The sequence below is a fragment of the Bradyrhizobium manausense genome (assembly GCF_018130615.1).
GTDB classification, from domain to species: domain Bacteria; phylum Pseudomonadota; class Alphaproteobacteria; order Rhizobiales; family Xanthobacteraceae; genus Bradyrhizobium; species Bradyrhizobium manausense_A.
Window position 1 is genome coordinate 177335 of the sequence record NZ_JAFCKB010000004.1, and the last position, 20958, is coordinate 198292.

The window sequence follows — 20958 nt, forward strand, 5'->3', positions numbered from 1 at the left end:
AAGCCCGGATGAAGCGTCGTGAATTTCTGGTCGGGGCCACGATGCTGGCCGGCACGATGGCGCGAAGCCGTGCCACCGCCGACATCCCTGCTCCGGCGCCCGACAAGCTGCAACGCATCACGGCGTTCTTCGAGAACGAGGTGACCAACGGCCGGCTGCCGGGGGCCATGGTCCTGATCCAGCAGCACGGCAAGCCGGTCTATTTCAAGCTGTTCGGCGTGCGCGACGTCAGGACTCGCCTGTCGATGACGCCGGACACGATCTTCTCCGTCCATTCCATGAGCAAGCCGATTACCAGCCTGCTTGCGATGATGCTGATCGACGAGGGCAAGCTCGCGCTCACCGATCCCGTGGCGAAATACATCCCCCTCTTCGCGGACACGAAGGTGGGGGTCGAGGTCACCAAGCCGGATGGCTCGATGGTGCTCGACATGGTGCCGCCGGTCCATCCGGTGACGATCCGGGATTTGATGCGGCACACCTCGGGCATCAGCTACGACTATATCGGCGGCAGATGGGTCGAGCTCGCCTACAGGGCGGCCAACATCTTCGCGGGCCCGTTCAACAACAGGGAATTCGCCGACCGTATCGCCAGGCTCCCGCTGGCGCGTCAGCCGGGAACGCTGTGGCGCTACGGTCACTCCACCGACGTGCTCGGCAGCGTCATCGAAATTGTCACCAAGCAGACGCTGTACGAGGCCTTGAAACAGCGCATCTTCGATCCGCTTGGCATGACCAGCACCAAGTTCGTCCTCACGACCCCCGATGAGATCGAGCGCATGGCGCGGCCGCTGCCGAGCGATCAGATCCTGCTCGATGCCGAGCGCGACCGTCTCGCCCATCCCGAGTGGCAATCCGGCGGCGGCGGTCTGCTCTCGACCATCACCGACTATCAGCGCTTCGCCCAGATGCTGCTCAACGGCGGCGAGTTCGACGGCAAGCGCTATCTCAGCCCGGCCGCCTTCAAAGACATGACGACCGACCAGATCGGACCGGGCTCCGGCGTCGATCGCGACTATTTCTATTTCCCGGGCGACGGCTTCGGTTATGGCTATGGGCTCGCGGTGCGCACCGATCCAGGCAATGCAAAGCCGCCGCCGGCGGGCTCGATCGGCGAGCTGAAATGGGACTCAGGAAGCGGCACCTATTTCGGCGTCGATCCCAGGCTCGACATGGTCTACGTGTTGATGCAGCAGACCCAGAACGAGCGCGGCCGCATCACGCCGGCGTTCAAGGAGCTGGTCTACGGCACCTTTCCGCCCGAGCTAAGCCGCCCGTGAGGCGCGCCGACCGAAATCGGCGAGCAGCTTTGCGATCTCGGCGGCAGGCCGCGCCGCGCTGAACAGGAAGCCCTGCACCTCGTTGCAACCTTCGGCGCGGAGCCAATCGAGCTGATCCTCGGTCTCGACGCCCTCCGCGGTCGTGGTGATGTTGAGGCTGCGGCCAAGCCCGGAGATTGCGCGCACGATCGCGCCGCAATCGGGCCGCTGCGCCAGATCCTTCACGAATGAGCGGTCGATCTTGATCTTGTCGAAGGGGAAGCTGCGCAGATAGCTGAGGCTGGAATAGCCGGTGCCGAAATCATCCATGGAGATGCCGACGCCGAGCTCGCGCAATTGATGCAGGATCGCAAGGTTGGCATCGGTCTCGGCGAGGAAGAGCGACTCGGTGATTTCGAGCTCGAGCCGCTTCGGTGACAGACCGGATTGCGCCAGCGCCGAGATCACGACTTGAACCAGATTGCGGCTGCGGAATTGCGCCGGCGAGAGATTGACCGCAACTTTCACGTCGGAGGGCCATTTCACCGCTTCGGCGCAGGCCTCGCGCAACACCCACTCGCCGAGCTGTGTGATGAGGCCGATGTCCTCCGCGACCGGAATGAACTCCGCCGGCGAGATCATGCCCTTGTCGGGATGACACCAGCGCAGCAGCGACTCGAAGCCGGAAATGCGATCTGAGGCGATCGACACCAGCGGCTGGTAGTGCAGCTCGAACTCGCCATTGGCAAAGGCGCGGCGCAGATCGAGCTCCATATCGCGGCGCTTCTGCGCCAGGAGATCCATCTCGCGCTCGAAGAAATGATGCACGCCGCCGCCATCGGACTTCGCCCGGTACAGCGCCATGTCGGCGTTGCGCATCAGCTCCTCCGTCGTCACGCCGTCGCCCGGCGACAGCGCGATGCCGATGCTGGCACCGATCACCATCTCCTGACCATCGATGTCATAGGGTGCCTTCAGCATATCGATCAGCAGGGTCGCGCAGGCGCTCGCCTCGTTCGGCGAGACATCGGCCGCCAGAATGACGGCGAACTCGTCGCCGCCAAGCCGCGCCGCCAGATTGGCGCCGCGGACTACGGTGGTCAGGCGTCCGGCTACCTCCTTGAGCAGGCGATCGCCCGCGGGATGCCCGAAGGAGTCGTTGATATTCTTGAACAGATCGAGGTCGATATAGAGCACGCCGACACGCTTGCCGCCGGCCTGGTCGAGCGCCTGCTTCAGGCGCTCCTTGAAATATTCCCGGTTCGGCAGATCGGTGAGACCGTCATGATGGGCCATGTGGGCGATCCGCGCCTCGGCCTTGCGCCGCTCGGTGATGTCGACCACTGCGACCAGATAGCCGTCGCGACCATCGAAGGCGACGCGCCGGCCAAAGGTAAGCACCTCGATCTCGCTGCCATCGGCGCGCAGATGCCGCCAGTTGCGCGAGGAATGATAGGCATCGCCGATGCGTTCGAGCGCCTCGGCGTGGCTGTCCCACTCATCCTCGGGCCAGATCTCGTGCAGCCGCATTCGCAGGAAGGCCGCGCGGCTGTAGCCGTAATGCTGGACCGCGGCATCGTTGACGCCAAGAAACTGCCTGGTGTCAGCGTCGAACACCCACATCGGCATCGGATTGTTGTCGAACAGCAGACGAAACGAGGCGTCGCGCCGCTTCAACGCTGTGACATCGGAGATCGTCAGCGAGACCACATCGGCAAACGCGGTGGCGCTCAGCCGGAGATAACGGCTCTCGTGCTCGATCTCGAGCTGCTCGCCGCGGCCGCCGGAAACCGCCTTGAGCAGGAGTTCCATGATCTCGGGCGCGGCAAGCAGCGTGTGGCCATCGCAAATCCGCCGCCACAACAGGCTCGAACCTTCGGCCTTCAGCAGCAGTCCAGCGCTGTTGTTATGATGCACGATCTGGAGATCGAACGGCCTGCCACCGGCGTCGCGCAGCGTTGCCAGCGAGACCACCGCATCGTCAGTCGCGGCGAAGATCGCGTCCAGCAAATTGTACTGCGCGCCGTGCTCGTTGACGTAGACACCCACAAGCCGGGCGCCCCAGCGCGAGGCCGTCGGCAAGGCCAGCACATCATAGGTCCTGACCATGCCGTCGCGCACGCAATGTGCACTCGCATGATGCGGCTGCCCGGCGGCCAGCGCATTCGCGGCTGCTTCCGACAGCGCCGTGGCGCAATCCGGCGACAGCTCCCTGACTGGAATATCCCAGCGCTCCTCGCCGAGCCATTTCTGAACATAGCGTCCGCTGCGCGACAGCTCGAGCGTGCCGTCGCCCTTGAGCAGCGCAATATGGTCGGCGAGCCGTCCAAGGCTGCCGAGCATCACATCCTCATAGCGGGGCAGCCGGTCACCCGGCTTCAACGCGGCGCGCCATTTGCGCTGAAGCACCGGGATGTCGTCAAACATTTCGGCGGCCGGCTTGCCCGGCATCTTCCTCGCGGCACTCATTGCAGTCCCCAACGCACTTTCACGCCGCATCCAATGCAACCTCGCTTAATGGCGTGTAAAAAGCGCGCAGGCGCGGGTTCGGTTCGGCGATCATGACAGTTTTAAGTCGCGCGGTGGTTAGTGCGATTTAGAGACTATGACAGTGATTTGAAATGCGATTCATACGATTACGAACGCTTCTGCACACAGCTGCAGTCTTTCCGCGGAAACAGTCCGGATTGCTTCGTCGCAAGAGCTCCTCGCAATGACGGAGCAAGTGGCGCCAAAATGCTTCTGCGGCTTGTATCATCATCGCAGACACACCTTCGCATCCTCGCGGCGCTTTTCGTCCGAGTCTTGCTTCGTCGTCTTGCCCTCGAATTGAACGAGGGCGCAGGGAAGGCCGGGAGCCGACTGGCACCCGCGGTCCACTGTGCGAAGGTTGCGCTACAAGAGGCTGCACAGCGGCATACAGGTGAAGCCGGAGACATCCCGGCCTTCCCTGCGCAGTGGTTTGACGGCTTATGTCGTGCTCTCCCCGGGGAGCGATGCACTATTGCCCCCGTCGTCTCGCGGATGACTGATGGATGGGCCCGGTTGGGCCACACGCATCACCACGAGCCTTGTCGCACAGGCTCCGGACGCCAGGACCACACGATTTTGCCGTACGCAGATCACACCGGTCGTATGCGCGACGGCCTCGCTCACGGTTGCCCGCCCTGCAAAACCTTCGCGCCGATGTGGCCCACGTCCACCGCCGTCCGGCCCGCGTTCGCGACGATCGCGATACGCCCCTCTTCCTTGGGCCGGGTTACCCCGACGTATACGCCATTTCCGAATTTCGGCAAAGTGGAATATTTTCGATGGCGGGCGTTGCCCGAGACCTAGCGTGTTTTGCCCGTCGAGCAACGCAAGGTCTCGTAGTCCGCCAACCTTTCGATCAGCAGATCCAGCAACGCGCGCAGCCGCGCCAGCCGCCGGAGATCGCGGTGATAGCCAACATACGTGTCGCGGCCGGGTGGTGTCACGCCGACGTCCAGTGCCACCAGGCGGCGATCGCGGTCGCCGAGCGGACGCGGCAGCACGGCGAGCCCGCCGCCGCCGGCGCAAAGCTCGGCCTGCGCCTGGCGATTGTTGCTGCGCGAGGCGATCTCCGCCTTCGGCAGCATACGCTTCAGCCAGACGGCGTCGGGCATGTCGGAAAATTCCGCGTTCATGGTCACGACGCGGACGCCGCTGCCGTCACCGGCCCGCGGCGGCTTGCTGCCGTTCTTGCCGTAGAGCGCGTAGGGAATGTGGAGTAGTTTTCTGGAAATGACTTCGGGCTCGTCGAACGGCTTGATGCGAAAGACCAGATCAGCCTCGCGACGCGGCAAGCTGTAGAGCCGCGCATCGGTTAGGAGCTCGACGATGACCTTCGGATGGCGCTTGCCGAAGGCGGCGATCACCGGCGACAGCATCACCGTGCCGAACCAGTCCGACGACGACAGGCGCAAATTGCCTTCGAGCTGCATCTCGGCTCCCGTCGCGTGCCGCTGAAGCGCGAGCGCCTGCTCCTCGATCCGCTCGGCATGCGCAAATGCAGCCGTGCCTTCGTCGGTGAGGACAAAACCGTCGGCCGTGCGCTGGAATAGCGTCTGCCCGAGCGCCAGTTCGAGCGCGCGCAGCCGCCGCCCCATCGTCGGCTGGGTCTGGCCGATCTTGCGTGCGGCAGCTCCAAGCGTGCCCTCGCGCGCAATCGCCAGGAAGATGCGCAAATCGCTCCACTCCATCGGAATCCCCGTCCATTCAAAAATGCACGAATATCGTACATCCTTGTTCCTTCCCATGCAAAAAATCATGGTCATATTGGAGGGCGACAACGGAGCAAGACGATCATGACAAAGCAAGCGACGATGCGCGCAAGCGTCCTGGAAACCCACAACGCGCCGCTGCGGCTCTCGACCATCTCCATGCCGGAGATCGGTCCGCGCGAGGTGCTGGTCCACGTGCGCGCGAGCGGAGTGAATCCGCTCGACACCAAGATCCACGCCGGCACTGCCGCGCATGCGCGCCATCCACTGCCCGCGATCCCTGGGATCGACCTTGCCGGCGTGGTCGAGCAAACCGGGCGCGAAGTCTCGCGCTTCAAGGCGGGCGACGAAGTCTACGGCATGACCGGCGGCGTCGGTGGGGTTCAGGGTTCGCTCGCCGAATTCGCCGCAGTCGATGCCGACCTGCTGGCGTTGAAGCCTGCCAATCTCAGCATGCGCGAGGCAGCCGCCCTGCCCCTGATCTTCATCACGGCCTGGGAAGGCCTGATCGACCGCGCAGCGTTGAAGGAAGGCCAGAAGGTATTGATCCATGGCGGCGCGGGCGGCGTCGGTCATGTCGCGATCCAGATCGCGCGCGCGATCGGTGCAGACGTGTTCGCGACCGGCTCGCTGGCACAGCGCGCGACGATCGAACGCTTTGGCGCGACCTTCATCGATCGCGACACCGCCGTTGAGGCTTACGTCGCCGATCACACCGGCGGCCGCGGCTTCGACGTCGTCTATGACACCGTCGGCGGCAAGGTGCTCGATCTATCCTTTGCGGCGGTGCGGCGTTTCGGTCATGTCGTGAGCGCGCTCGGCTGGGGCACGCATGCGCTGGCGCCGCTATCGTTCCGGGCCGCTACCTATTCCGGCGTGTTCACGCTGCTGCCGCTGCTCTCGGGCGAAGGCCGCGCGCATCACGGGGAGATCATGGCGGAAGCCACGCGGCTCGCCGAGGCCGGCAAGCTCCTGCCGCTGCTCGATGCGAGGCGCTTCACGATGGAGAGCGTCGGCGAGGCCTATGCGCTGATCAGGGCTCACGCCGCCAAGGGCAAGCTGGTGGTCGATATTTGAAAGCGCAGGCGCCGCTAATCCTCGCTCGACGCCGCTGAGCGATTGCGCAAGTAGGCCTGCGACAACAGGAAGAACAGCGCGCGCTCGCCCTGGTATTTGGCGGACGGCCGCGTGCGCTCGAAGCCGTCGGCAAATATCTTGCCGGACTGGTCGCAGACCTGCCACCGCCAACCGAACCGTTTGCGCCTGGTGAGGATCACTTCGAACATGCCGACGCGCTTGGTCCCTGCTCCTTGCCGGTCGCGCGAGCCCACCAAGGCTGCGCCGGCCTCCCCCATTGGACGGATGTCCGACATATAACGCAGCAGGACGGAAAGCGAATGAAATTGATTATCGGAAATACGTATCTTGCACCGGTAATGACGAAGTCGCAGCCAGATGGAATAAGCCGATGCCGCCGGTGTTTTTGGTCGCTCCGCGGCGCAGCGTGGTAGCGCTGGCACCGGTATTCAAGTCAAAACACAAGACAAATGTCCGGTAAGCAATCGCTCACCGGACATTCACAACAAATGTTAGCGGCCGACCCGCGCCTGGAGGTGCGCAGGATAACGCTCGCCTTGCACCGCGACCCTGGCCAGCACCTCTGCAATGGCCGCAAGATCGGCTTGTGACAGCGCCACCGCAGCTGCGCCGAGATTTTCCTCGAGCCGGTGCAGCTTGGTGGTGCCGGGAATCGGCACGATCCAAGGCTTTTGCGCGAGCAGCCAGGCCAGCGCGATCTGCGCCGGCGTCACTTTCCGCGCTGCAGCGATCTCGCCGAGCAGATCGACCAGCGCCTGATTGGCCTTGCGTGCGCTGGATGAGAAGCGCGGTACGATGTTGCGGAAATCGCTGCTGTCGAACGTCGTGCTCTCGCTGATCGCGCCGGTCAAAAAGCCCTTGCCGAGCGGGCTGAAGGGCACAAAGCCGATGCCGAGCTCCTCCAGTGTCGGCAGGATCTCCTGCTCCGGCTCGCGCCACCACAACGAATATTCGCTTTGCAATGCGGTGACGGGCTGCACTGCGTGGGCGCGACGGATGCTCGAGGCGCTCGCTTCCGACAGGCCGAAATGCAGCACCTTGCCTTCGCGGATCAGGTCCCGGACCGCGCCCGCGGTCTCCTCAATCGGCACTGAGGGATCGACGCGATGCTGATAGAACAAGTCGATGCGGTCGGTCTTCAACCGCTTCAACGCGGCCTCGGCCACCGCCTTGACATTGGCGGGCCGGCTGTCGAGCCCGGCCTCGACCTTGCCGTCCCTGAAGCCGAACTTGGTGGCGATCACCACCTTGTCGCGGAACGGCGTGAGCGCCTCACCCACCAGCTCCTCGTTGACGAAGGGGCCATAAGCCTCGGCGGTGTCGAACAGGGTCACGCCGCGTTCGAACGCGGCCCTGATCACCGCAATCGCCTGCGACGTCTCGGTCGCGGGGCCGTAGCCATAGCTCAATCCCATGCAGCCGAGGCCGAGGGCCGAGACCTCAAGACCGCTCTTGCCCAGTTTGCGCGTCTGCATCGCAGCTCTCCTTTGAAGATCATGTTCGGCAACGAATTTAGGCCGCGCGGCCATCTACGATTAGGTGATAAAATCGGCACGTACTCATGATCAGGACTCATGAATGGCCCGCACCAACACCAATGACCTGCTCGCCTTTCTCGCCGTCGCGCGCGAGCGCAGCTTTACCCGCGCCGCCGCACAGCTCGGCGTGTCGCAATCGGCATTGAGCCACACCGTGCGCGGCCTGGAGGAACGGCTGGGCTTGAGGCTCCTCACCCGCACCACCCGCAGCGTCGCGCCGACTGAGGCCGGCGAGCGGTTGCTGCACCATGTCGGGCCGCGCTTCGACGAGATCGACGCCGAGCTGGCGGCGCTGACGGAGCTGCGCGCGACGCCGGCCGGCACGGTCCGCATCACCACGGGCGAGCACGCGGCGCAGACGATCCTTTGGCCGGCGCTCGCAAAGCTCTTGCCGCGCTACCCCGATATCAAGGTCGAGCTCGTCGTCGATTACGGCCTCACCGACATCGTCACCGAACGCTACGACGCCGGCGTCCGTCTCGGCGAGCAGGTCGCCAAGGACATGATCGCGGTGCGGATCGGGCCGGAGATGCGGATGGCCGTGGTCGGCGCGCCCGCTTATTTCGCCACGCAGGCCAAGCCGAAGCAGCCACAGGATCTCACCGAGCACAATTGCATCAACCTGCGCCTGCCGACCTATGGCGGGATCTATGCCTGGGAGTTCGAGAAGCGCGGCCGAACGATGAAGGTGCGTGTCGACGGGCAATTGGTGTTCAACACCGGGCTGCTCAGGATGAATGCCGTGCTGGCTGGCCTTGGCCTCGCCTACATCCCCGAAGATCTCGTCAAGCGCGAGATCGCCGACGGCCGGCTGATCCGCGTGCTCGCCGATTGGTGCGCACCGTTCGCCGGCTATCACCTCTATTATCCGAGCCGGCGACAGCCGACCCCAGCATTCGCGGTGCTGGTGGAGGCGTTGCGGTATCGGAAGTGAGGATCAGCGCGCGACGACTTCGACTTCGCCGTCGACGCCGTTGACGACGTTGAAGCCGCGCTCGTAGACCTTGCCCTCGTTCTTGGCGATGGCGCGGTATTCGCCTTCGGAGAGCACGACACGCGGGAAGGCGCCGATGGATTCCTTGATGACGTCGCCGCCCGGCGTCAGCACCGACCAGGCGGTGTTGGCGAGCGCCTCGCCACCCTTGTCGCTGACGAGCTTGAGCGTGATCACGGCGGCGCGGTGGGTGATGGTGACGTCGGTGAGCTTGCCGGCCTGGACGCGGATGTCCGAGCGCACCACCGAATTGGCGTCGCCATAATTGGAGATGATGTAGTAGGTGCCCTCTGGCAGCAGCACGACGTCGCCGGCGGCAACGTTGGGCACCAGCGAGGCACGTTCGCCGGATTCGAACTGGCTGCCCTTGTAGATCGCGAACGAGATCTGGTTCTGCGGGATGCGGCTGGTGCCGACGCGGCCCTCGATACGCAGGCCGCCGGCCGGAAGCACGAAGGACTCGCGGTCGGTCTCGGCCTTCAGGCTGACGGTGCGCACCGCGCTGACGAGGCCGAAAGCGACGTGCACGACGTAATTGCCCGGCGGCAGCACGATGTTGGGCGTGGCATTGCGGTCCTCGCGGATCAGCTTGAAGGTGCCGTTCTCGTCGGGCCGATCGGCAAACACGCGCCACACCAGGCCGCTGGTGATTGGAGGCGTGTCCTTGCCGTATTTGGCGGTCAGCGACAGCACGGCCTGACCGGGCGCAGCCGCATTGAGAGGTGCGGCCGGCGGCACGGTCGTCACCGCGGGCGGCGGCATGCTCGGCGTATTCGGCTGCGTCAGGGTTGGCGGCAGGCTTGGCGGACCGGCACCCGGACCTGAGGGCGGCGCCAGGCTGACGGCGTTTCCGGGGTCGGGCACGGACGCCGGGGGCACCGGCGGCGGGCGATCGGAAAAGAGCTGCGCCTGAGCGGTATTTTGGCCTAGGGCCATGAGGCACACGGCAAGGACAAGCGCCGGCAGCAGCCTGCCGCCGCGCCGCCATCCAATGATGCCGTCACCCCCGAAAGTCATGCCCCCTGCTTTTCACCGAAAACGCGGCAAATTCAAGCCTCTGAAACCCCAAGAAATACGGCCCCGAGGCGGTTCTTTGGAACCCGGTTGACGCCTGCGTGATTACATCGGAGGCAACCGGACCTCGCCACATTCCTGCCCCCTGCGTCCCGAACGCTATAAACCAAGCTTTGCTCTCTTTCTGGCGAAGCGGAAGCACGGTGCCTACTCTGGAGTGAGGACTGGCCCGGAGTAGGAGAGTTTCGGTGCTGGATATCTTGAAAGGTCGGAGCGTGAACGGTGCGAATGGCGAAAAGGTCGGCCTCGGCAGTATCCGCCGGCCCATCCTCGGCCTCGCGCTCGGCGGCGGCGCGGCGCGCGGCTTTGCCCATATCGGTATCATGAGAACGCTGCTGGCCAACGGCATCGTGCCCGATGTCGTGGTCGGCACCTCGATCGGTGCCGCGGTCGGCGGCACCTTTGCGGCCGACCGGCTCGACACGCTGGAGGACTGGGCACGCAGCCTGCAAGGCGTGCGCAACATCCTCAGTTATCTCGACATCCGTCTCGATGGCTCGGGCCTGATCGGCGGCGAGAAGCTCGCAAGCCGGCTCGAGAACGCGGTCGGCCAGATCATGATCGAAGACCTGCCGATGAAGTATGCCTCGGTCGCGACCGAGGTCCGCACCGGCCACGAGATCTGGCTGACGCGCGGCCGCCTGGTCGAGGCGATGCGCGCCTCCTATGCGCTGCCCGGCATCTTTTCGCCCGTGATGATCGGCGACCGCTGGCTGGTCGACGGCGCGCTGGTGAACCCGGTGCCGGTATCGGCTGCGCGGGCGCTCGGCGCCGAAATCGTCATCGCGGTCAACCTCTCTACCGACGTCTTCACACATTCGACGACAATCCACGCGCACGGCGCGATACCTTCGCCGGTCGCGCCCGTGACCGAGGAGACGCCGGCCAAGCGGCGCTTTCCGCGCTTCTTCTCGCCGGAGAAGACCGTCAAGCGCGAGTTCTTCGGCACCGCCAGCCGTCCCGGCATCTCCTCGGTGATGGTGGATGCCTTCAACATCATGCAGGACCGCATCACCCGCGCGCGGCTAGCGGGCGATCCGCCGGACCTCCTGATCACGCCGCGGGTCGGCCAGTTCGGCTGGTTCGATTTCCATCGTGCCGAGGAGCTGATCGCACACGGCGCGCGCGCCGCCGAACGCGCGCTGGAGTCGATCCAGGAGACGATCGACGTGCTGGCGCCGGCGCCCGCCGGCACCGCGCCCAAAGCGGTCGAGTAAGCTCAGCACTTGAGCGCGAGCTCAGGCCGTCTTGATGTAGTCGCGCAAGGCTTCCTGCTCCGACTCATATTCCTGGACGCGGCGCTTGACGATGTCGCCGATCGAGATCAGCCCGACCACCTTGCTGTTCTCCAGCACGGGCAAGTGGCGGAACTTGCCGGTGGTCATCATCTCCATGAGCTCGGCGACCGTGTCGGTCTCCTTGCAGGTCACGACCTTGCGGGTCATGACCTGGCTCACCGGCTCGTCCAGGACGCCGGCACCGCGCTCACCGAGCACGCGCACGATGTCGCGCTCGGACAGGATGCCCTCGAGCCGGCTCTGGTTCATCACCAGCACCGCGCCGATCTTCTTCTCGGCGAGCAGCTTGACTGCAGCGACCAGCTTCGCGTCGGGCTCGACGCTCATGATCTGGTGGCCCTTGGTGTTGAGAATGGAACGTACCGTCATTGTTGCCTCCCTGAATCGGATCCGTCCGCCTTGCGCGGTCCGGACTTGTTCGCGAGTCTTCAACTAACAGTTTGGGCGCCGGTTTCACGTTCAGGCGCTTTGCGAAGCGCAGCCTCTATGGGCTTGCTGCTTCGGAACATTCTTCGCCGAAATGATGGATGAATTCGGGCCGCGCCGCAAGCGCCGCCTCAAATACCGTTTGAAATGTCCTGTGATGACGCATCCGCAGCATCATCGTTTCGCACGCGCGGCACGGGATCGAACAATGCGAACAGCAACAGCCCTGCGAAGAAGCCGCCGATATGGGCCTGCCAGGCGACGCTCGCGCTGTTGCCCTCGACGCCGATCGCGCCAACACCGAAGATGATGTTAAGGACGAACCATACGCCCAGGAAGCCGACGATCCGCCCGTCGCGCAGCGCCTGCAGCAGCGGCAGCGCCGGAACCTTGGCGGCGGTATCGGCGTCCGAACGGCTGAACGACAGGAAGCTGCCGCGCACGAAAGCGAAGCGGATCGCCGCCGCCATCGCGCCCGACACCGAGGCCGAGGCGCCGATCATCGGCACCACCGCATGCTCGTGGGTCACCAGATGGGCGAGCGCACCGGCGGCCGCCGTCACCGCCAGGAACACGAAAAAGCGCCAAGCGCCGAAGCGGCGCGCCAGGGCGCTGCCGAACGGCAGCATCCACAGCACGTTGAAGGCGAGATGGGTGAGATTGGCGTGCAGCAGCGAATAGGTGACGAAGCTCCAGACCTTGGCCCCGGCACCGCCCGCGAACTGCAAATTGACCAGCGAGGAATCGTAGCGCTTCGGGATGAAGCCGAAGACGTCGATGGTCCAGTTCTCCAGCTCCGGCGGCAGCAGCACCCGCAGATGGATCAGCGCCAACAGGGCGACGTAGGCCGTCAGCGGCAACGGCAGCGTCAGAATCGGCTCGTGCGGAGCCTTATCGACGACGACCGGCTGGTCCGGGGGTGGTGGTGGCGGGGAATCCAAGGCGGTTTCGCTTTCAGGCGCAATCGAAGCAAGAGCTTGGAGATAGTCGCGTTTGCCAGCCTTGCGCAAGTGCACAAAAGGAAAAGGCAGGGCCCTGGGAAAGCCCTGCCTGTCCGTGTCGATCTTCCTGACCCCTAAAGCGCATTACCGCGCTTCAGGTTGTTGTTTGAGCATGATCTTGCCGGAAAACCGCTAAGCACTTTTCCGGATCATGCCGCGGAGGAACAAGGAGCATCCCCACCCCTCCCCGCGGCCAGTGACCAAACTGTTTGACGCCTGCGTACAGGCCCCGCCGAGAACCTGGAAAAAGCGGCGAGGCTTGCGACCGCAATCACCATAGCAGCCGCGACGCGGCGCGAAAGCGCATAGTTAATTTAACGTTAACAACGTAAAGGCAGCGGGAATGACGCCGAAAACGCGCCCGCGGCATGGACGCTGCAATTCCCCTCCTGCACAACAACACAAGGATCTCAGGTGCACTGAAGCGGGACAGGTTTGTCCCATGAGGTCGCGCCGAGGGTGAGCGTCAATCATGAAGCATCCATCGAGCCGCGCGTTCTTCGCGTATTGGGACAAGAAGCGCGGCCATGCGCGAGCCCCTGACCGGGCCGATATCGACCCGGCCGCCGTGCGCGAGCTGTTGGGCGACATCTTCGTCCTGTCCTGCGAACCGAAGCTCGGCTTTCCGTTCCGCGTCGCCGGCACCCGCGTCTGTGCGCTCGCCGGCTGTGATCTCAAGGACCAGGGCTTTGCCGCGCTGTTCGCGGAAGGCAGCCGCGGCGAGATCGAGGAGATCGCGACCGTGGTCGCCGACGAGACGTTAGGTGCCATCGCCGGTATCACTGCGCAGCGCGAGGACGGCAGCAAGGCCCATCTCGAGCTGCTGCTGCTACCGTTCAACGCCCGTCCGCACACGCCGGTGAGCGTGACCGGCGTGCTCGCGCCGTTCGACGACGAGTGTGGTGCGCTGGGCCCCTTCACCGTCACGTCCTGGCGCTATCTGCATCAACCGGAGAAGCTGCTGCCGCGCGCGATCCGCAAGCTGCAGATTGCACGCGGGCTGATGGTGTATGAGGGGCTCAGGTAGAGCAACGTTGGTGCCGTAGCGCGCAGCGTGTGCAAACGGCCCCGGCCATCTCAATCGAAAGCGATCAGACACACGGGCCGTCAGGGCTTGCGATCCATTAGCGGAACCTTACCTAATACGGTACGTTTGCCTGTTTGCCGGGCGAGTATCTGCACGGCAGCGCGGCTCGGCCGGATACGATGCGTTTCCTAGCCGCTTCCGTCGAGGGATGATTGCCCGTGATGGAGCACGCGACCAGAGTTGGCAATCGCCTGTTAGCTGCGTTACCGCCAGCCGACTTCGCTTTGCTTGCACCGCATTTGCGCAAGGTGCCGTTGCAGCACGACGCAGTCCTGGTTCGATCGGGTGACAGGATTGATCACCTCTACTTCCCCTGCAGCGGCGCAATCGCTTTCATCATGGAGCTGCCGAACGGACAGACGGCCGCAACCGCCGTGATCGGCAACGACGGCGCCGTCGGACTCATGACGGCGCTCGGCCCCCTCCGCTCACCAATGACGGCCGTCGTCCGCGTCGCCGGCACCGCGCTGCAAATCTCACCCGCGCGATTTCAAACGGCGCTCGAACGCAGCCCCGCCCTCAGAAGTCTGGTTCAGCTTCTCACCAGGGCGCTGATGACACAAATCCAGCACGTTGCTGCCTGCAATGCGCTGCACTCCGTCGAAGCCCGCTTAGCTCGCTGGCTGCTTCACATTCATGATCGGACGGACGGCGGTGACGTTCTGCCCTTGACGCAAGAGACGCTGTCGGAATTGCTCGGCGTCCGGCGGACCACGGTCACGCACGTCGTGGGCGCACTTCGAACGTCAAGGGCCCTGAAATCCAGTCGGCGCGGCCAACTCGAGATCGACAGGCAGCGACTCGAGGTCGTCGCATGCGAGTGCTACAAGGTGATGAGCCGCAGGATCGATCGGATCGTTTCGCAGGACGCCTTGAGGCTCCTTCACGCCGCGCCGCCGCCGAACGTCTCCCTGCCCCCGGACGTCCCGTTCGCCAAGGCCGACTCGTAGACCCAGGCCTCTTTGGCGAACCACTCATGCGTCGCCGCACACATCCTGCAATAGGTCCGCGAGAAGAACACGGCACTGCATCGAAACCGTTCGCTATCCATCTCGATGCCCGTCGAAATGATCCTTCCCGTTTCCGGGCACTTGATCACCACCATACCCATCTTGATTCCTCCAGCTTGGCATCACCTCTCGGCGCCGCCATCGGCTGGACGGCGTCTCTTCTGGCGAAGACGCTCGTCCAGCCGATCCACGCGGCCGGTACCTTTCAAGAACTCCTATGCAGAACCCGGTCGAAGCTCTTCTTGATCGGTTCGGTCGTCTCGATCGCGGCCTGTTGGGCCAGGTCCCAAAGCTCCTGGTTCTGGGCGGAAGCCGCTTCAAAGGTCTTGCGGCTGTGGGTGGTGGCGAGGTTCACGAGATCCGCAAACGATCTCGCATCTGCAAGCTGGGCGATGAAGTCCAGCGCCGAGGTGGTCCTGGTGTTGGATATTTCGACGACCTTGGTGCCGTACTCGGCGGCACGCTTGGCATTGGTCGAGCAGGCTTCGCAGAGAGCTCCGCTGATTTCCTCGGAAGTTGCCTTTATCTGCTCGAAATTTGCCCTAGCCCGCGCAGCGGCCGGCTCGGCGAGATTGCCGAACACCGTCTGGATGTTGAAGAAGGGTAAGTCGAATTGGAGCTTTGCGCTTCCGTTGGCCATTCCATTCAGCGGAGCCGCATTCGCTTCGGCTTTCACATTGGCATCACTCACGGGCTTTCATCCTTTCAAGCGAAACTAGATAATGGATTGAAGACTCCCCGACGCGTCCAGGTGCTTGCTACACCGGGACACCAGTACTCCTACTTTCATATCGGTGGGATGCCGCTTGCGGATGTACCGCTCTCGCCCCCTGCCGAAGCCGACTATGGCCAACGAGGGTCGAATCTTCGGTTCGCTTTCGGACTCTTGGCTTGATTTAATTCGAATCATGCGACGAAGCAGCGCAGGTCGAATCCTTCCTCTCTAAAGTTGCTGCGATCGTATGCGCCAACTTGAGATGAGCGCCGGCGTTGGCGCCGGACATCGTCTGCATCAGCGATGCCCGGCCCCGTACTATCGATCCATTACGGCATCGCCAGATGCCAGGCGCCGTTCAGGAAACCATCGCCGGTGATGTCGCCGGGCTTGGTGTCCTTGGCGAAAGTGTAGAGCGGTTTGCCCTTGTGGGCCCACTGCTTGGAGCCGTCGTCGCGTGTGATGATGGTGTAGCCGTCGCCGGCAGCGTCGCTGGCCTCGGCCTTCAACGCCGGCCAGTTTGTCGCACACGGACCGTTGCAGGCCGACTTGCCGTCCATGTCCTTATCGAAGGTGTAGAGCGACATGCCCTTGGCGTCGGTGAGCACATTGCCCTTGTCGGTCTTACCGGTCTTGGTCGGTGGCGCCGCGAAGGCGGCCGACGTGAGCGCGAGCGTTGCTGCGAGCGTGAGCGCGAGGCGGATCGGGGATGTCGTCATGGTGTCTCCTGTCATGCAATTGGCTTGCACGAGGTAGGACGCCGCATCGCGCGCACTATTCCTCGGACGCGAGCAAAGATATTTTTGGCTGCGTACGTCAGCGCGACGGAATAAATTGCGGTGGTTGATACGGAACATCCGAGATGAGCAAGCCGCATTGGCGCCGCGCGCACGCCACTGACCTCGCTGCGATCAGCACGATCGCAGCGCGGATTCATCCCGACCTCCCCGAGCGCCCGGACGTGTTCGCGGAGAAGATGCAGCTTTATCCGGACGGCTGTTGCGTGCTCACGGCAGGCGACGCGATCGCCGGCTACGGCCTCGCCCATCCCTGGATGCAATACCAGATTCCGCCGCTCGACGGTTTCCTCGACCGGTTGCCTGATGCTGCGGACTGTCTCTATGTGCACGATGTCGCCGTGCTGCCCGGCTTCCGCGGCGGCGTGGCGCGGGCTTATGTCGCACAGATCGAACAACTCGCGCGATCATCCGGCATCCCGACGCTGGCACTGGTCTCGGTCTACGCCACGCGCGTGCTGTGGGAGCGTCTCGGCTTCCACCCCGTGGCACCGGATGCGGGGCTGCGCGCCAAGCTCGCAACCTATGGCGCGAGCGCGACCTACATGTTGCGCGAGCTCGCTGACCAGGTCTCCGAAGACCGGCGCTAATCCGCCACACGGTCGGCGACGAACGTGCCGTTCGGCTGATGAAAGACGATCTGATCGACACTCTCGCCCTCTCCGCGAAACTCGACGGCAAATCCGTCCAGCTCGACGATACGAAACCGCCGGCCCTGCTGCGGCTCCAGCCGATAGGCCGGCTGAAAATCCGGCTTCAGGATCAGCCGCCCTTCACTGTCCCGCGTCACCAGATGGGTGATCGAGCCGCTCCTGAAATGCCCGACGCACTTTGCGCGGAATGCGGGATCAAGGCAGTCTCCGGCAGCGCGCCGCTCGAAGACGATGTCCTTCACCATCGGCTCCAGCGGCACCGAGAGGTGCACGATGTTGCCGTCGCGGTCGGTCTGGAAGGTGATGGACAGATTGTCCGGATGCAGCTTGTCGATGATCTCCGGCGTCACGAACGTCTCGAAATGCCGGTGCGACAGCGGCGCGCCCATTCCGCGCCACGACCAGTGCAGCACGCCGCCCTGCTCGCGGATCGATATCACGCCATAGGCGGGATGGGCGTAATCAGCGGCGTAGGCCGACAATGCGCGCGCGGGCTTCGTGTCCTTGTGGCGCGACTTCTCGCGCGCCTCCTTGTCGGCGGGGATGTGGGCAATGAAGTCGTCGCGCATCTTGCGAAAGCGCGCGAGCCAGTCGACCGGCTCGCGTCCGCGCAGCCGGTCGATGATGTGCCAGGAGAGGATCGGCGGAACCTCACTCGGGCTGCGGTTGGTCAGGACGGCAATGCCGATGCCCGCGTCCGGCACCAGCGTCATCAACGACCCCCACCCGTTCCATCCGCCGCTGTGCGAGACGATGCGATCGCCAAGATAGCTGTTCGACTGAAAACCCAATCCATAATGCGCCTGACCGAACTCGGAAAACTCCGACTTGGCAACATGCGCCAGCGGAGCATGCAGCTGCTCGGCCAGCGCCGCCGGCAGCAGGCGTTCGCCGGCAAACTCGCCCTTGCCGAGATGCAGCAGCATCCAGTTGGCGAGGTCCGCCGCCGAGGTGTTGACGGCCCCGGCGGCCGTGGTGCGGATCGGCAGTCGCAGCGCCGGCAATCGCGTGTCGACGTTGATCATGTAAGGCTTCGCCGGCTCCAGCCCGGCTTCAAGCTCATCCAGCGAGAAACTGACGCTCATGCCGAGCTTGTTGGTCAGCCGCTCGCGGATGAAGGCTTCAAAGCTCTGCCCGCTCAATCGTTCGATCAGCAGACCAGCCGCGTTGTAGCAAAGATTGTTGTATTGCCAGGCGGCGCGGATATCGCGGCTGAGCTCGAGATGGCGCATCAAGGGCAGCATCTCGGCCGGCGAGAGATCTCCCGGCAGGTGAAGCCAATCGTGCCGCGGCAGCCCCGACTGATGGCTGAGCAGATCGCGAATGGTGACGCGTTCGGTCGCGACAGGATCGGAAAGGCGAAACTCCGGCAGATAGTCGCGGACCGGCTTGGTCCAGTCGAGCACGCCCTCGTTATGGAGCAGCGCGATTGCTGTGGCCGTGAATGATTTCGTGATCGAGCAGATCACGAAATGCGTCTGTGGCGTGACCGGCAGATCGGCTTCGACATCGCGCTGGCCATAGCTGCGGGTAAGCGCGACTTTGCCGTCCTGCACGATGGCGAGCGCGGCGCCGGGCACTTTCCAGACCGCCATCGCATCCGCGGCCAGCCGGTCGATATCGGGAATCAGCGATGCGAGCGAAGCGTCGGGCCGTTCGGATGACGTGTTCATGACACCTGCAGACCTTGCGAGGTGTGCAGGCTAGCGGCTTCAACGTCGAATGGAAACCCTAAGACAGGCCTGAAGCGATGCGCGGCCCTCAGCCGCGACGCTTCTTCTTGCCTTTTTTGCCCTGCGCGCCCGGCCATTCGGTGACCGACGGCGCAAATTTGGCGTCCCCGGACTTGCTTCCGAATTTCTTGTTTTTCTTCCCGAACGCCGGCTTGCCGAATTTGCCGCCGTCGTGAGCCTTCGCGTCAGGCTTGGCATAAGTCTTGGCGTGCGGCTTGCCCTGGTGCCTGGCTTCAGGCTTTCCCCGCGGCCTGTCGTGCTGCTTTGGCTCGTTCGCGTTCCAGGGATCGTCGCTGCGGCGGACAACATGATCGTCGTCAGCTTCCTCGCGCTGCGGAGCGCGTGAGCGTTTCTCTGCCGGCGCCTGCGCTTGCGGTGCACCCGTCATCGGCTCGATGCGGATGCTGTCTTCCTTGTCCGGACGCTTGACCTTGGCGGCGAAGGAGTCCGCGACGCGTTCGGAGATCTCGAACTCGGTGGTGGTGTCAGAGATCTTGATCGCACCGATGTCGCGCTTGTCGATGCCGCCGCGGCGGCAGATCATCGGCAGCAGCCAGCGCGCCTCCGCATTCTTGCGGCGCCCGATGGCCGCTCGGAACCAGACGGTGGGCTCCGCCATGACATGCTTTTTCCCCGATTTGACGCGAGGCCTCTCGGACCGATCGTCGCCACGCGGCTTTCGATCGTCCCGCGGCCGGCTGCTTCGCTCGCCGGGATCGATGATGTCTTCCGGCGACGGCAGCCGCGCGCGGTAAAGTCGCGCGAGCGCTGCGGCGATATCCTCGGCCGGACGCTCGGCCAGCAGGGCCTTCGCCAGCTCCAGATCGTCGGCGGTCGTCTCCTCAGTGAACAACACGTCCTTCATGCGTTCATGATCGAGCTTGCGGATCTCATCCGCCTGCGGCGCCGTGCCCCAGACTGCGTCGGTACCGGAGAGATTGAGCAACAGCTCCGCACGACGCCGCCGGGCCGGCGGCACCAGGAGAACGCTTGTCCCCTTGCGGCCCGCGCGCCCGGTTCGGCCCGAACGATGCTGCATCACCTCAGGGTCGTTCGGCAGGTCGGCATGAATGACGAGGTCGAGGCTTGGGAGGTCGATGCCGCGGGCGGCAACGTCGGTCGCGACACAAACGCGGGCGCGTCCGTCCCGGAGCGACTGCAGCGCCAAAGTGCGCTCGTTCTGGGTCAACTCGCCCGACAGAGCGACCACCGAGAAACCGCGTTCCAGCAGCGCCGCCTGCAAATGCCTGACGGCATCGCGCGTGTTGCAGAACACCAGCGCGCTCGGCGCCTCATAGAAGCGCAGCACATTGACGGCTGCATGCTCGACATCGCCGGGAGCGACCCGGATGGCACGATACTCGATGTCGGCGTGACCGCCCTCGTCGCCGGCGACCTCGATTCGAAACGCGTCCTGCTGGTACTGCTTGGCGAGCGCCACGATGCCGCGCGGGAACGTGGCCGAGAACAGCAGCGTGCGCCGCGTCTCCGGCGTGGTCTCGAGGATGAACTCCATGTCCTCGCGAAAGCCGAGATTGAGCATCTCGTCGGCTTCGTCGAGAACGACGACCTTCAATTCCGAGATGTCGAGGCGGCCCCGCCGCAGATGATCGCACAGGCGGCCGGGCGTGCCGACGACGATGTGGGCACCCGCGGCCAGCTCGCGCTGCTCGCGGCGCGGGTCCATGCCACCGACGCAGGAGACGACGCGCGCCGCGGCATGCTCATAGAGCCAGGTGAGCTCGCGCTGGACCTGCAAAGCGAGCTCCCGGGTCGGCGCGACGATCAGGGCCAGGGGCGCTCCGGCCTGCGCGAACCGCTCGGCCCCATCGAGCAAATCCTTGGCCATGGCCAATCCGTAAGCGACGGTCTTGCCCGAGCCGGTTTGGGCCGACACCAGCAGGTCGCGGTCGACCGCCTTCTCGTCGAGCACGGCGAGCTGGACCGGGGTTGGTGAATCGTAATTGCGCTCAGCCAAGGCACGGGCGAGCGGCGGGGTCAGGGCCGGAAAGGACACGGGATGGAAAACCTTGG

18 protein-coding genes are annotated in these 20958 nt (G+C 64.3%); 7 read left to right on the forward strand and 11 right to left on the reverse strand.

Annotation, left to right across the window (positions count from 1 at the left end; translation table 11 throughout):
- Positions 1-8 precede the first annotated feature (8 nt).
- Positions 9-1280, forward strand: a complete 1272-nt coding sequence (locus tag JQ587_RS09815) for a serine hydrolase domain-containing protein (protein WP_212425169.1) — start codon at positions 9-11, stop codon at positions 1278-1280.
- Here the strand turns inward: JQ587_RS09815 and JQ587_RS09820 are convergent.
- Positions 1266-3728, reverse strand: a complete 2463-nt coding sequence (locus JQ587_RS09820; RefSeq protein WP_212425170.1) for a putative bifunctional diguanylate cyclase/phosphodiesterase — start codon at positions 3726-3728, stop codon at positions 1266-1268. The genes JQ587_RS09815 and JQ587_RS09820 overlap by 15 nt on opposite strands.
- Before the next feature lie 863 nt (positions 3729-4591).
- Positions 4592-5479, reverse strand: coding sequence for a LysR family transcriptional regulator (locus JQ587_RS09825; RefSeq protein WP_212425171.1), 888 nt, complete (start codon positions 5477-5479; stop codon positions 4592-4594).
- A gap of 105 nt (positions 5480-5584) precedes the next feature.
- On the opposite strand from JQ587_RS09825, the gene JQ587_RS09830 reads away from it, so the two are divergent.
- Complete coding sequence (locus JQ587_RS09830; protein WP_249154240.1) at positions 5585-6577, forward strand: zinc-dependent alcohol dehydrogenase family protein; 993 nt, start codon at positions 5585-5587, stop codon at positions 6575-6577.
- Positions 6578-6591: 14 nt separating this feature from the next.
- Here the strand turns inward: JQ587_RS09830 and JQ587_RS09835 are convergent, their stop codons facing one another.
- Both JQ587_RS09835 and JQ587_RS09840 read right to left on the reverse strand, forming a co-directional pair.
- Positions 6592-6786: a hypothetical protein gene (locus tag JQ587_RS09835; RefSeq protein WP_025037121.1), complete on the reverse strand. Its 195-nt coding sequence runs from the start codon at positions 6784-6786 to the stop codon at positions 6592-6594.
- A 303-nt stretch (positions 6787-7089) separates the two neighbouring features.
- A complete protein-coding gene (locus JQ587_RS09840) occupies positions 7090-8073 on the reverse strand; it encodes an aldo/keto reductase (protein ID WP_212425172.1) in 984 nt (327 codons plus the stop codon).
- A gap of 103 nt (positions 8074-8176) precedes the next feature.
- Between JQ587_RS09840 and JQ587_RS09845 the strand changes: the two genes are divergently transcribed.
- Positions 8177-9070 carry a LysR family transcriptional regulator gene (locus JQ587_RS09845; RefSeq protein ID WP_212425173.1) on the forward strand — a complete coding sequence of 298 codons (894 nt, stop codon included), beginning with the start codon at positions 8177-8179 and terminating at the stop codon, positions 9068-9070.
- 3 nt (positions 9071-9073) lie between these two features.
- Here JQ587_RS09845 and JQ587_RS09850 read toward each other — a convergent pair whose 3' ends face one another.
- Positions 9074-10147, reverse strand: a complete 1074-nt coding sequence (locus JQ587_RS09850) for an RgsD C-terminal domain-containing protein (protein ID WP_212425174.1) — start codon at positions 10145-10147, stop codon at positions 9074-9076.
- 245 nt (positions 10148-10392) lie between these two features.
- Between JQ587_RS09850 and JQ587_RS09855 the strand changes: the two genes are divergently transcribed.
- Positions 10393-11421: a patatin-like phospholipase family protein gene (locus tag JQ587_RS09855; protein WP_212425175.1), complete on the forward strand. Its 1029-nt coding sequence runs from the start codon at positions 10393-10395 to the stop codon at positions 11419-11421.
- Positions 11422-11442: 21 nt separating this feature from the next.
- Here JQ587_RS09855 and JQ587_RS09860 read toward each other — a convergent pair whose 3' ends face one another.
- Both JQ587_RS09860 and JQ587_RS09865 read right to left on the reverse strand, forming a co-directional pair.
- A complete protein-coding gene (locus tag JQ587_RS09860; protein WP_212301692.1) occupies positions 11443-11871 on the reverse strand; it encodes a CBS domain-containing protein in 429 nt (142 codons plus the stop codon).
- Positions 11872-12059: 188 nt separating this feature from the next.
- A complete protein-coding gene (locus JQ587_RS09865; RefSeq protein WP_212301693.1) occupies positions 12060-12869 on the reverse strand; it encodes a rhomboid family intramembrane serine protease in 810 nt (269 codons plus the stop codon).
- A 532-nt stretch (positions 12870-13401) separates the two neighbouring features.
- Between JQ587_RS09865 and JQ587_RS09870 the strand changes: the two genes are divergently transcribed.
- Together JQ587_RS09870 and JQ587_RS09875 are read left to right on the forward strand one after the other, a co-directional pair.
- A complete protein-coding gene (locus JQ587_RS09870; RefSeq protein WP_212425176.1) occupies positions 13402-13956 on the forward strand; it encodes a PAS domain-containing protein in 555 nt (184 codons plus the stop codon).
- Positions 13957-14174: 218 nt separating this feature from the next.
- Positions 14175-14966 (forward strand): Crp/Fnr family transcriptional regulator, encoded by a 792-nt coding sequence (locus JQ587_RS09875; RefSeq protein WP_433995268.1) that lies wholly within the window; start codon positions 14175-14177, stop codon positions 14964-14966.
- Between the two features lie 265 nt (positions 14967-15231).
- On the opposite strand, the gene JQ587_RS09880 is transcribed toward JQ587_RS09875, so the two are convergent.
- Together JQ587_RS09880 and JQ587_RS09885 are read right to left on the reverse strand one after the other, a co-directional pair.
- Entirely contained in the window at positions 15232-15702 is a 471-nt protein-coding gene (locus tag JQ587_RS09880) for a phasin (RefSeq protein ID WP_349629489.1), read from the reverse strand.
- Positions 15703-16070: 368 nt separating this feature from the next.
- Positions 16071-16460, reverse strand: a complete 390-nt coding sequence (locus JQ587_RS09885; protein ID WP_212425178.1) for a COG4315 family predicted lipoprotein — start codon at positions 16458-16460, stop codon at positions 16071-16073.
- 143 nt (positions 16461-16603) lie between these two features.
- Between JQ587_RS09885 and JQ587_RS09890 the strand changes: the two genes are divergently transcribed.
- On the forward strand, positions 16604-17128 hold the full coding sequence (locus JQ587_RS09890) for a GNAT family N-acetyltransferase (RefSeq protein ID WP_212425179.1): 525 nt from the start codon (positions 16604-16606) through the stop codon (positions 17126-17128).
- Here JQ587_RS09890 and JQ587_RS09895 read toward each other — a convergent pair.
- Both JQ587_RS09895 and JQ587_RS09900 read right to left on the reverse strand, forming a co-directional pair.
- Positions 17125-18864, reverse strand: coding sequence for a serine hydrolase (locus tag JQ587_RS09895; protein WP_212425180.1), 1740 nt, complete (start codon positions 18862-18864; stop codon positions 17125-17127). The two genes, JQ587_RS09890 and JQ587_RS09895, sit on opposite strands and share 4 nt — an antisense overlap.
- 88 nt (positions 18865-18952) lie before the next feature.
- Positions 18953-20941, reverse strand: coding sequence for a DEAD/DEAH box helicase (locus JQ587_RS09900; protein WP_212425181.1), 1989 nt, complete (start codon positions 20939-20941; stop codon positions 18953-18955).
- Positions 20942-20958: the final 17 nt, after the last annotated feature.

What these genes read in the sequence shown, in the direction of transcription:
- JQ587_RS09835 (WP_025037121.1), bottom strand. Translation starts at nt 6,786, where the DNA reads ATGTTCGAAGTGATCCTCACCAGGCGCAAACGGTTCGGTTGGCGGTGG.
- JQ587_RS09815 (WP_212425169.1), top strand. Translation starts at nt 9, where the DNA reads ATGAAGCGTCGTGAATTTCTGGTCGGGGCCACGATGCTGGCCGGCACG.
- JQ587_RS09870 (WP_212425176.1), top strand. Translation starts at nt 13,402, where the DNA reads ATGAAGCATCCATCGAGCCGCGCGTTCTTCGCGTATTGGGACAAGAAG.
- JQ587_RS09885 (WP_212425178.1), bottom strand. Translation starts at nt 16,460, where the DNA reads ATGACGACATCCCCGATCCGCCTCGCGCTCACGCTCGCAGCAACGCTC.
- JQ587_RS09830 (WP_249154240.1), top strand. Translation starts at nt 5,585, where the DNA reads ATGACAAAGCAAGCGACGATGCGCGCAAGCGTCCTGGAAACCCACAAC.
- JQ587_RS09840 (WP_212425172.1), bottom strand. Translation starts at nt 8,073, where the DNA reads ATGCAGACGCGCAAACTGGGCAAGAGCGGTCTTGAGGTCTCGGCCCTC.
- JQ587_RS09890 (WP_212425179.1), top strand. Translation starts at nt 16,604, where the DNA reads ATGAGCAAGCCGCATTGGCGCCGCGCGCACGCCACTGACCTCGCTGCG.
- JQ587_RS09825 (WP_212425171.1), bottom strand. Translation starts at nt 5,479, where the DNA reads ATGGAGTGGAGCGATTTGCGCATCTTCCTGGCGATTGCGCGCGAGGGC.
- JQ587_RS09820 (WP_212425170.1), bottom strand. Translation starts at nt 3,728, where the DNA reads ATGAGTGCCGCGAGGAAGATGCCGGGCAAGCCGGCCGCCGAAATGTTT.
- JQ587_RS09845 (WP_212425173.1), top strand. Translation starts at nt 8,177, where the DNA reads ATGGCCCGCACCAACACCAATGACCTGCTCGCCTTTCTCGCCGTCGCG.
- JQ587_RS09895 (WP_212425180.1), bottom strand. Translation starts at nt 18,864, where the DNA reads ATGAACACGTCATCCGAACGGCCCGACGCTTCGCTCGCATCGCTGATT.
- JQ587_RS09850 (WP_212425174.1), bottom strand. Translation starts at nt 10,147, where the DNA reads ATGACTTTCGGGGGTGACGGCATCATTGGATGGCGGCGCGGCGGCAGG.
- JQ587_RS09860 (WP_212301692.1), bottom strand. Translation starts at nt 11,871, where the DNA reads ATGACGGTACGTTCCATTCTCAACACCAAGGGCCACCAGATCATGAGC.